This is a genomic window from Reinekea sp. G2M2-21 (assembly GCF_015687175.1).
GTDB lineage: Bacteria > Pseudomonadota > Gammaproteobacteria > Pseudomonadales > Natronospirillaceae > Reinekea.
The window spans coordinates 124,783-136,879 of the sequence record NZ_JADPQG010000003.1 but is presented as its reverse complement, the minus strand read 5'-3'; the positions used below and the strand labels follow the sequence as shown (position 1 = coordinate 136,879).

The 12,097-nt window shown below is 50.4% G+C and carries 6 protein-coding genes; all 6 read left to right on the top strand.

The window, feature by feature from the left end; genetic code table 11:
- Positions 1–16: 16 nt before the first annotated feature.
- Genes IYN85_RS12930 through IYN85_RS12905 form a run of 6 tightly spaced genes read left to right on the top strand, consistent with a single transcriptional unit; the run spans position 17 to position 12,092 of the window.
- Entirely contained in the window at positions 17–307 is a 291-nt protein-coding gene (locus tag IYN85_RS12930; RefSeq protein WP_196159331.1) for a PAAR domain-containing protein, read from the top strand.
- A gap of 40 nt (positions 308–347) precedes the next feature.
- Positions 348–752: a GPW/gp25 family protein gene (locus IYN85_RS12925; protein WP_196159330.1), complete on the top strand. Its 405-nt coding sequence runs from the start codon at positions 348–350 to the stop codon at positions 750–752.
- The gene (locus IYN85_RS12920) at positions 749–5,074 is read left to right on the top strand and encodes a baseplate J/gp47 family protein (protein WP_196159329.1); all 4,326 of its coding nucleotides are present in this window, start codon (positions 749–751) and stop codon (positions 5,072–5,074) included. The genes IYN85_RS12925 and IYN85_RS12920 overlap by 4 nt, the downstream gene beginning before the upstream one ends.
- On the top strand, positions 5,067–5,909 hold the full coding sequence (locus tag IYN85_RS12915) for a hypothetical protein (protein WP_196159328.1): 843 nt from the start codon (positions 5,067–5,069) through the stop codon (positions 5,907–5,909). Before IYN85_RS12920 ends, IYN85_RS12915 begins: the two co-directional genes overlap by 8 nt.
- A gap of 43 nt (positions 5,910–5,952) precedes the next feature.
- Positions 5,953–8,490, top strand: a complete 2,538-nt coding sequence (locus IYN85_RS12910; RefSeq protein ID WP_196159327.1) for a hypothetical protein — start codon at positions 5,953–5,955, stop codon at positions 8,488–8,490.
- A complete protein-coding gene (locus tag IYN85_RS12905) occupies positions 8,487–12,092 on the top strand; it encodes a contractile injection system tape measure protein (protein WP_196159326.1) in 3,606 nt (1,201 codons plus the stop codon). Before IYN85_RS12910 ends, IYN85_RS12905 begins: the two co-directional genes overlap by 4 nt.
- Positions 12,093–12,097: the final 5 nt, after the last annotated feature.

Here is a 12,097-nt window from a genome sequence, read left to right as displayed (position 1 = left end):
CCAAAGGAGAACCACAATGCCGCCAGCAGCAAGACTCACAGATCTTCATGTCTGTCCGATGGTCACCGGTATCGTGCCCCACGTGGGTGGACCGGTCACGGGACCGGGAATACCAACGGTATTAATCGGCAGTTTACCCGCTGCGGTTGTTGGCGATATGTGCACTTGCGTCGGACCTCCGGATACCATCGCCAAGGGCTCGGCGACCGTGATGATCGGGGGAAAGCCCGCTGCGCGAATGGGTGATACCACCGCTCACGGAGGCAGTGTCGTGTTGGGGTTACCGACGGTCATGATCGGCGGGTAATGAGAAGCATTTTTACATCAATTATTAAAACGGGATTGTGATGGAATTTCTGGGTAAGGGATGGTCATTTCCAGTGAGTTTTACAGCGAAAGATGCTACCGCGCACATGGTCGACGGAGTCCGTGATGTTGAACAGAGTTTGTGGATACTGCTGTCAACCGAGCCAGGCGAACGCACGATGAATCCGGGTTACGGCTGTCGGTTGAAAAGCCTGGTGTTTGAAGTGATTAATTCAAATTCTATTGCCAGAATTCGACGAACGGTTGAACAAGCCATTCTGTACCACGAGCCTCGTATCATTGTGAATCGCGTTGAGGTCGACGCCGCGCAATCATTGGAAGGGTTGCTGAAAATCGTGATTGACTACGATATCCGAGCAACCAATACCCGACACAATCTTGTGTACCCTTACTACATTCTTGAAGGGACCAATGTTTCATTATGACTTCCTATTCTTCACACGGTAGCCATCGGTCTGAGCGCGCAATACGGTACTTTGAAGATGGTTATTTTCAGCCGGATCGAATGTCGTTTACCGAACTTCTGGTACAGGGCCGACACCTGGCCGCCGAGCTAAAACTTGCGGGTGTCCAAGAGAAAGACGACAGTTGGCAGAGTTTGTTCGATAACGATGACCTCGTCGTACTCGCGGCCATTCACTCTTGCGATATACAGGAACTGAACCGTCGTTTTAACCGTGCGATGGACAGTGGATTAGGCGAAGGGGCCTTTTTCATTTTTAAACTTTTTGTCGATATTAATCAATGGTTGAAGCGGACTCCTTCCGAAGTGAACGATAGTTCGCATAACTTTGATTTAATTCTCGACGCGGTTGTCAGAGATCGATTAGTGAGTGAGCTGCATCGCTTGGGACCGATTCTATTTAAATCTGCCGCACAATCTGGGACGGATCGCTATCGGTTGTTGAGTCAACACCTATTGGAATTTGAAAATCTCTGGGCGATAGAGCTCACACAAGAGGCTAACATTCCAGTTCGGATTCGGTTTCCACTGAACGACGTCCCCATGAATGGGGCGTATTCTGCGCACGAAAAAGTCGTGAAACAAGCCTATTCCCGCGTGCTCAGTGTACTGCGTTATCTACAAGCAGAAAGTGAACTGGCTTGGGTTGAGGTGTTGAACAACCAAAAGCACGACCCAGCCTTTGGCCTGTACGCCTCCTTTTTACAGCTCTATTCGAAAGTACAGAATCAGCTGAATGCCCTGACGCAAAAACACATTGATTTTTACTACCGGGATGTCCTGAAAAACGCCCCGAGATCTGCGACGCCAGCGAGTGTGTACGTAACCGTCCAACCGAGTCCAACCGCAGAGGCGATTACTTATTTGCAGGAAAACGATCTGTTCAGCGGCGGCGCGTCTGGAACGGCAGAGATTCTTTACAAGCTTGAACACGCAACGACGATTACCGATGCACGCGTCGCGAAACTAAAAACGCTGGGTTTTATGCGCAGCAAAAAAGTAGCGCCACAACGACAGTTTCAATTTGTGACCCATATTAAAGAGCGCACCATTGAGATAGGCAGCACAGACTCTGATGTCGCCGCTGTCCCCTTGTTTGGAGTACCTACCTTCGTTGACCGAGCAGAAGCCATCGGCGTTACATCCGTTGCTAGCGAGGTAAACGCCCGGTACGGGTTTGCCATCTCCAGCCCCGTTCTGCACCTTGCTCAGGGTCGCCGCCAAATAGAGCTTAGTTTGTATCTGCGCGAAGACTATGAGCACAAAGTCAGCCCAAAAGATTTCATTCTGCCAACCGCTAAAATAGATTACGGCAGGCTTTTTTCTTTTTTCCTCGAGAATGATGTGAGCGAGCGTTCGCATTTTGGCGTGTATAAACCCAGCGCGCGCAAGGAAGCCTTGTTATACCGCGCTGGAGAAATCTTTGACACGCTACCGAGATTTATAGTCAGCGAACTTGATTCATCAGAATCGAAGCCAAAAACCGAACACTTTTTTCGTACCTATTTGATGGCCAGATTGTTTAACGCGGTCACCGCAGAATCTTTTCTCAAAGAGTTTGGACGGGTGCTGAGACGTTACCTGTTGATGCGTGATGCTTGGTTATCGGATTATCACAAGCTGTTACTCTTGCTGCGCGCTCGCGAACTGCTGATGGATAACAACCTGCTTGATAGTCAGGTACAAACGGACTCGCTCATTACCGATGCCGTAAAGAACCTGACGTCCCTAACTCTGGCCGAACTGAGCGATCCGTTGATGACCGCCCTTTTAAACGAAGACTTATCCAGTGTGGTCCGTGCTGCCGTAAGTGAATCACAGCGTGAGCAGGTAGACAGTTACCATTGGCTGCGGATCAATCTGTTTAAAAACAAAGAGCGGCTGTTTTATGAATGGATGAAGAAAATCTTCGTGGTGCAGATGACGGGCGCATCCGGTTGGCTGACGATAGACAACTGTTTTGTCAAACCGGTACACGACACGGTGTCGTCTGTGGATATGGGGTTGGGTATAACGTTGACATTAGCCGAAGAAATGGAAGCGATTGTAGGTTATGACCCTGAGTTACACGGCGACAACTATCAGACACGTGAGCCCGTGGTTTCTTTTTTACTCAACGAGCAGGCGCAACATGCCAGCTACTCGATTCTTCAGGGGTTGTGTTTAAAGCGTGTATTAATCGACGTAAACGTTCAGGGCATTACCGACCTCGTGGTCTACAACCAGTTCGGTCGATTAGACCCCAGCAAGCCGTTTTTACCCTTTGGTCCATTGCCTACGACGAGTGCCTATTTGATATTCGGTAATGCCGAAATGTCGAAGAAGAAGGTATCGGACTTATCGCTGACCTGCCAGTGGGCCGATTTACCGAATCATCAAGATGGTTTTGCCGACCATTATCGGGATTACACTCTCATTGATGACCAGCAACCGTTGAATGTCGTCAACAGTGACTTTACCGCGCAGCTCGATGTACTCAGCAATAACCGCTGGCGCACGCTGTCTTCGGCGGATGAAAAATCCGTTATGGAGACGTCACTTTTTGATTCGTTACCAGGCAGCTTAACGTTAGACACGTCCAGAAAACTGGATTTTCAAGTGGGCAATTTGCATCGCCCCTATGACGGTGACTTCAGCACCGAACCCTTCGATTTTACGCCAAACACTCGTCATGGTTTTTTCAAGCTGCGAATTTCGCAGCCGGAATTTGCGTTTGGGCACAATGTGTACCCAGAGTTACTGACTCATGTCTTAACCTACAATGCCCGACATAAAAAACCCAAACCGCTACCGAAGCCTCCGTATACCCCTTCTCTGAGCTCGCTGTCATTAGCTTATCAGGCAAGTGACCGTATCGATTTCTATACCCGTACCCGAAAACAAAGTGAGCCTGCGACGACAGAACGACATGTCAGTAAAAAGTCGGATCAATTTTTTCATATCAGCCCATTCGGTGTTGAACCGATTAATCCGATTGCCTCCGGTCAGGGGGCGACATTAATCAGCTCGCAGGAGTACGACGGAAACCTCTACATTGGTATTTCAGCCAGTCAATTGGGCGGTAATTTGAATCTGTATTTTGACTTGACTGATGATTCCGCGCTTGAAGTCGACGCGGCGACGGGACAATCGGACATTCACTGGCACTACCTGACCCGTCAAGGTTGGCGGCAGTTGCCACCCGAACGCATTATCGCAGACACCAGCGCCGGGTTTGTTACCTCAGGTATTGTCGTCATTGATGTCCCCGACGATATGTCCAGCAGCCACCCGGTCGTTAACGACAACCTGTTTTGGTTTCGCATCAGTTGCTCACAGCAGTTTTCCCGATTTGGTTCATTGAGAACCGTCGTTACCCACGGCCTGCGCTTGGTGCATGCCGAGGGTGCGGCCATTGCCAATGACGCAGTGTTTCTACCTGAAAAATGGCTCGCCAAACGTTCGGTTGCCGGTCTCGGTGCCATTCGCAGTCGCCGAATCGCAACGGCGGGACGCGATGCGGAAACGAATGCCGATATGCGTATGCGATTGGCAGAACGGTTGCGTCACAAACAGCGAGCATCCACTGTCTGGGATTTTGAAAAGTTGGTCCTGCAGGCTTTCCCAAACGTTAACATGGTCAAATGCATGAACCATGTTAACCCTGCGGTTAGGGGAATTTCACCGAGCCATATCACCATAGCCGTCGTTCCGGCCTGGTCACATTGCACGCATGCTCGATGCTCAGGTGCAAAACTCAGTTCAGCAGACCTGAAGGAAATTTATCAATACCTGGTGTTGCGCAGTGTGGATGACTGCCAATTGCATGTGTTGAACCCCATTTATGAGCGCATACAAGTTCGGTGCGCGGTGCAGTTTACATCCAACGGGAACCGAGGTTATTTGCTTAAAAAGCTGAACAGCGATATCTCAGATTATCTGTGCCCATGGACGGAGCAGGGTGGTTTAGGTCATTTCGATTGGAAGATCAAAACGGAGGAACTGGAGTCCTACCTGTCTCATTTACCCTATGTTTCTTTCATAACGGATTTTTCTATTTTAAGGGTCGTTCTTGATGAAGGTACAGCAGCCATTGACGACGACTATCTATTCAGTGACAGCGCCGAGATAACAGAACGGTTGATCCTGCCAAGTTACCGTTGGAGTTTGCCGGTACCTTGCGCAAAGCATTTCATCACCGTGATAGATCAGCAGCAACCTATTCAACCAGAACTCACAGGTATCGATGAGTTGGAAATAGGGCGGACTTTCGTTGTAAGGGAAGGGAAAGCAGAAGATGCCTAAACAAACACGTAACACGCTAAGAAACTTTTTTGGCAAGGGGCAATTGCCGACTCAGGAGACCTTTGCCGATCTGATAGATTCAACATTGAATATGGCCGATGAAGGATTCTCAAAGTCCTCAGAATATGGGTTTGAGTTATCCACGTTAGATGGCAGCCAGAGTCTGATGAGCTTCTTTCGCGATGGGCAACCCAAACCGCTTTGGACCTTTGGTTATATCGGGCGTTCAGACGGGTTCAGTATCAATTATCAACCGCTTGGTGAAGACGCGAAGCCTGTTTTGAATGTGCTGAGTTCGGAGCGAGTTGGTATTAATACACAAACACCAACGACCGATCTGGATGTGCGCGGTTTTGTTGCCAGCGATGGACGGCTCGGGCGCTCGCCGACGATAGATGCCCTCGGGCAGGGTGAACTTGTCGCCTATGCCGATGGCGACTGGCACAACATTACCGAGGAGCTGACCGGTTGCCATGCGTTCGAAATCGTTGCCGGCGTTGTGTCGTCGGAGGCCAATAAATCGCAGGGACAGTATGCGCTGGCTCATGCGATTGCCATGAACGCGTACCACCCAACGGGTTGGCTCTCAAACCCATTCGGATTAAAGAACCGCATAAAGTGCCACCATGCCTTTTACCGCTCCCTGGCGTATCGACTGAAATTCCGCTGGAATACGGTGGGCAATGCCCATGAGCATCGCTATCAGCTACAGGTACGCAGCAACATTAAATTTGGCAGCCGTCTCAGTGGGAAGAAGCTCATTATTCAGTATCACATTACGAAGTTGTGGACGGATGCGCTGAATACCATTGCGTATGCTGAGGGCGATGAGTAGGTGAGCGTTACCGAAAAGCTGCTCGTGTCTACGGCTCGATAATATGACTGAAACGTTGTTTATCTTCCGTGAAGATCACGATAATGATCCTTTAAGCTTTACCAGCCTTCGTCGTCTGGGGATTGAGTATGCTCAACGCGCCAGTGGCGAATTGTGGACAGACTTCAATGATCATGACCCAGGTGTCACCGTGTTGGAACAAGCCGTTTTTGCACTGACCGAGCTGAACTACCTGCTTGATCGGCCCATCGTGGAACATCTTGTGGGTGACGGAACGCGACACTGGCAGCGTTCAGGTTTGCAGGCACCGGAAGTCATTTATCCCTGCCGGGCAACCACGCTGAGCGATATCCGTATACTGCTGCTGGATGCAATTCCACAGATCCAGGACGTTTGGGTGACACGCGTGAAAGCAGAGAATAGCAGTCGGCTTGAGCTGTTGGTGCATTTACGGGACCAGGGAAATATGACTCGAGCACGAGTTCATGAGTTGGAAGCTACCGTATTTGCACAAGTCAGTGCGGTGATGTCAGCCAATCGTTCCATGTGTGAAACGAAGCCGGATATTCAATTCGTCTCGGAAGCTAACGTTCAATTACACGCCAGCGTTGAACTGGATGAAGCCTCTAACGCGTCAGACGTTGTGGCATCAATCTATTTACAGTGTCGTAAACACCTGGAAATGCCGTTGAACCGGATGAGTTTGAGTGAGGCCAAAGCTCAGGGTTACACTGCGGAAGCTGTGTTTACCGGACCAAAAACCCGGTCGGGCTATTTCTCGGCTGATCCAGAAATGCCAAAAAAATCAGAAGAACCGCAGCACATTCCCGTGGCCAGCTTTTACGCCAACCTGCGTCAGTTACCCGGGGTAAAAAAAGTTCACTATGTTCGATTCTACTGGCACGGTCATGATGTGGGCACCTCATTGCCGTTGCGGGAAAAAAATGTCGTTACCCAAATAGCCATGCCGGTCGAAGATGACCAGATTCATGTAATCGCCACGCGAAATGGACGCCAAATTCCAGTAGGGATTGACGAACTCAGCGTCAAAGCGGATCAGATTTTTTTTCGAAACAAGGCGCAACTCAAACGGGTTGAATCCGGCAACGATATTTTCCCCTTGCCCGCCGTAAAGCCGAATGCGCTTGGTCCCTACCATTCCATTCAAAATCACTTTCCGGCAGTCTACGGCGTCGGTCACTATGGCTTACCCAAAACTGCATCGGCGGACACTCGGCTTAAGTCCACACAGTTGAAAGGCTATCTCGGCTTATTCGATCAACGGCTGAGTTATATGCATCAACTCATAGGTCACCTGAATCAGGTTTTTTCAATTGATTTTTTGAGCGATGAACCGTCATTTCACGACTTGAGCAATGCCGGCATACAGAACTATGAAACATTGCAGCGCTCAGTGCAGACCGGCGAACGATACAGCGTCTTTGCCGAACAAGGCATCAATTCGTCTACGGAGCAACACAGTCGACTGCTTGACCATCTGTTAAGTTTGTATGGAGAAGAAGCCGCAGGTGATGCCATTGCGCATTTTAATCCGTACTTTTCTGAACTGGAGGTCAGTCATCGTTTACTGCGCCAAAAAATGCTGATGCTCGACGCCATTGTTGAAATCACCCAAAATCGCACGGCGCCGGTAGATCTGCACCGATTGCAATGGCGAGGAGAACCATTGACCGGCTTTCTGAAGCGCTGCGCGCTGCTGCTGGATGTGCACGAGCTGAGCTTTGGCTCTGTCGCAAATCGGTTGTTGCAGTCGGGGTTTGAATTTGCCAAAGACGATGCCGAGACATGGCGAAATTTACGTTCTGATATTGCGGGTCTGCGTGCGTTGAATACGGCGTCGGAGCTGGGTGAGCCGGTCCCTTGGCAAAAAGTGGACGAACAACCCCTGCGGACGTTAATACGCCAGTTACGGGAACAATGGCCGACTGTATTTTCAGGCAAGGGGCAGGGGTTACCTGGTTGGTTATTTCGCAGCGCGGCGACACAATCTAATTTTCGACTCGTCCGTGCAAAGGATGACGCTGGCGTTCGTGTTGTTTTGTGGAACCGGGATGCGCAACCTTCGGATGATCGCTCAGAAACGCTTTGCTCACTGGGGGCCTTCCCTTCGAGAGACAAAGCGATTAGCGCGGTGAATATATTACGCAGTGCTCTGGTCCAGATGAATCTGGCGAGTGAAGGCTTGCACTTGGTTGAACATCCATTGCTGCGTTCGGTCGCTGGTTTTAAACCCCTGAAGGATCTGGAAAAGACATTCGGGTTTGCGTCTCAATGCAGTGTTGTTTTGGCCGGTTGGAGCGCTCGCTGTGCGGATTTGCATTTTCGAAAGTATGCTCAAGAGCTGATCCGGCAGCAGGCACCCGCTCATGTGTTTGTGCATGTCATCTGGCTGGATTTCGCTGATATGGCCACGTTTGAAAGCCTCTACGCACGTTGGGTTAAGGCCTACCGTGATCATTCTGTGGACGTTGATGTATTGGATCGGGCAGCCTGGGCATTGGCCAACTGCCTGTCTGGGCATTGGCAATCTTCGGTTGTTGCGCAGGAGCAACCGCTATGAGCCGACACGGTATTGACGACGTGAACATAGATTTCCACTTCACCACCGAGTCTGACGCGTGGCATTTCATGCGTGATGCCGATGCCTGGGTGAAGCACGCTCTTTTTTCATCGGTTGAACGGGTGCTGGATGACTTCGACACCGTTGGCCAAACAATACGGTTCGATGAACTGGAGGTTGATCTTGGCACCCTGTCATTGCAAGCGCTGTTGGATGACGGTGGTGAAATTCTAGAACAGAAGTTACGGGCATTGCTGGCGGATCAAGTTGCACGATATCAACATGGGCAGGACAGCCAGTTAAAGTGGGTTTTCACCGATGAGCAAAAAGGGTCCCATGTCTATTTATTGTTTTTGCAGCAAGGTCACGCGGCGCTCCCGCAATCTGACGACGCTCAGGATGGATCATTCGATCAATGGATACAGGGTAATCTCAACAATCGCGGTCATCTGTTTATCCGTTTCTTGCTCCGCCAACCGCGTGCTCAATTTATACTGACTCGTTTGCTGCTGCAGTGTGAGCGGGACACTCTTGCCCTCTTTTTGTCAGTCTATTCGCGAAACCCACCGCCTGCTGAGTTGCAACAGAGAGAAAGTCAGTGGATACACGCCGCACTCGACCAGCGCTTTGCCCATGAAAAAACGCCCGACGCGATACGCTTGTGGCAAGTGTCAAACCCGTTGCTGGCAATCCCCAAAGACTCAGACATGGTCGACACGGTGCCAAATGCTATTGACCCTACAGAGTCCGACTCTCACCGCCTGACGCTAAAAACGAAACAACAGCAAGCCAGGTTGGAAAAATTGCTAATAGCCTCGGTTGCCACGCAGGATACATCCAAATTGATCGCCGTGTGGTGGCTTATTGTTCGACAGTATCCTTTGTTACTAAAACGTTTCTTGCGACGGCATGTCAACCGGGTGGAGACTCAGGAAGTGGTCGCGCGCCTGTACAGCGAACCGATGTTGTTGGATTGCATTTCGGTATTGAACCGGGATGCAGGTTCGTTTATGGAACAGGTCATGTCTCAGGCGGACACCATACACATCGCGCGCCAACAGCTGGTACCGACGATCCCAGCGAGTGAAGCCAGTTCATCGAAAACGACAAAGCAAGCGCTTTGGCAGGTAACGTTAGCGTATCTTCTGGTTGATCATGGCAGTCACTTTAACCGGAAACAGTTCATTCGATCCCTGATCCGTGATCTTGCTGCCCGCTTTAATGTGACCGCTGAACAACTGGGCCAGGAAATACTGCTGGTACTGCGTATTCGTCCCGCCCAAAACAGGGATGCAACGAGCTTTTCTCAATTGCTCAGTGACATTCTGCAGCCGATATTGCGCTATGACGATCCCAAACCCGAAACGCGTGAGGTGACGGAGCAAACGGATGCTGACATTGACACCGAGTTCCAGCAACGACTAACCGCCGCCGTGCGTGGTGATACTCAGGTATCTGTGAGTACGCTGCTCGCTGACGCTACGGCAGGTCAGCTGGAATGGTTTGTCTCGTTACTGCGTCAGTTCGCTTCGGACCATAGCGTTATTCAACGGCTCGTTCAGTCCTGTACGACTGCACAGTTGACGCAGCTGCTGACGGTGGTCAGTCCGCACCTCGCCGAAGTGGTCAGCGAGTTCATTCAACAGCCAATTTTTCGCCAGCGTGTACTCGCGAGCCAGAATCAGACACGAGTCGGAGTTTCAACCCCCGAACTGGTGACCCGTGAGGCGGTGTTGTGGGAGGCCTCTTTTCACTTTGCCTTATCTACGCGGGGAAGTGACTTCAGTGTCCGCGTGTATATCCGCTACATGCTTCAAAAAATCGCCAATCATCACAATATTCGGGCGAACGATCTTCTGCTCACGCTCATAGCCTCTCTGGAGAGCATCCAAACGTTGTCGTCTCGGGACGATCGTTTGCTGCGTGTTATGTTGTCCTTGCGTAATGAGTTTACCGCAACCATCAGTTCTCGATCGGAACACAAAAACGGGCACGTCACAACCACAGCGGAATCTGCCGGTGGCACATCACTTGAACAGAGCGCAACTTGGGAAACCTGGCGATTCGGCTTTCGAGTCTATCAACTCGCGCGGAACTGGCTCGGCGGTGGACGCAGTAGCCGTCTCAACCTAAGTGAGTTGCGCGAACTTCAAGTTGGAGTACAAGCGCCCGAAAATCCAACGTTTTTTTCGAGTTGGCAGTGGTTGGTATCGGTCACGACGTTCGACGAACTGCTGAACGGGCTGTATAGGTATAACCGCTCTTGGGCGAGAAGACTCATTACACATTTGACGAACCAGACATCACTGCTCAGCCGCTACACGCGTGCGGAGTGCTTAAGTTTGATGGCGTTGACCTGGGCGTGCCGACAGTCTGGAACCGTGACAGACATTTTTCAGAGCTTTGATCGTAGTATCCTTGGTCAGAACATTAAAAAAGTGGTTGCATCCGACAGTCGCGGCGAGGTTACCATTGTGTTGCTTAAGCAGGTTTTGGCGGGTGATGTTGTTGATCTGAAAAACGTGACTGGTCACCATAGCCAAACCACAATTTTCGATTCAAAGCCGTCTCAATCGACGTTGGCCAGGGATGATGCGAAGCAAACTCTGCGGGATGATCATGCCACAGACGATGCGAGACACCGCGAACAAGACCGCTCAGATTCGATTGAAAATACCCAGTGGATGCAGTCGATTTCCGAGGCAGATGTAACGGTGTTGGCAGACACTTTTATGAGCTACTTAAAAACGATCGCTCAACGCGGCTGGCTTTCCTTTGCAGACTTTCTGGCTCAGTCCGTTGCTCGAGGCAGTATTCCTCCGTTAACGACCAACGTTAAATCTCTGTCACAGCAAGACGTTAACGACCTGGTAACTTTGTTGATGTCTCGTCGTACCGGAAAAATGTCTGCAGCACTGCGCCGGTATTTAAATAGTGACCAAATACCACTATTTTTGGATGGCTTGAGTGATAAAACGGTCGCGGTCCTATTCGAACGTGAAAGCCCGATTGAGCCTTCGCGTTTGGCGCAAGAGACGCTAACGGAAGCGCAATTTATGGAACTCATGGAATCTCAAGAATTCTCTGCTGCAGAAGCTGGCGATAGTCTGTACATCCATAACGCTGGTTTGGTCATTGTTTGTGCTTACCTCCCTCGATTGTTTGACATGTTGTCGTTGACGAAAGAAGGGCTCTTTGTAACGTCGATGGCACAAGAGCGGGGCGTTCACTTAATACAATGGTTGGTCACCGGAAGTGAGGAAACCGTCGAGCCCGCACTGGCGCTGAACAAACTGCTTTGTGGGATGCCATTATCGACACCGATCGTCCGCAGGGTCGGCATCACCGACGATGAAAAAACGGTGTTGGAAGGGTTGCTGAAGGGGGTCTTACATAATTGGGCGCCACTGAAGAGTACGTCCATCGACGGGCTGCGCGAGTCATTTCTTTGCCGTGATGGCGTTCTGAGAATCACGGACGACGGGTATTCGTTGCATGTTGAGAACAAGCCCTTTGATATGTTATTGGATCAACTTCCGTGGAACTTTACCTTTATTAAATTCCCCTGGATGGCGCAATCTATTCAGGTTGAATGGCGATGATTAAG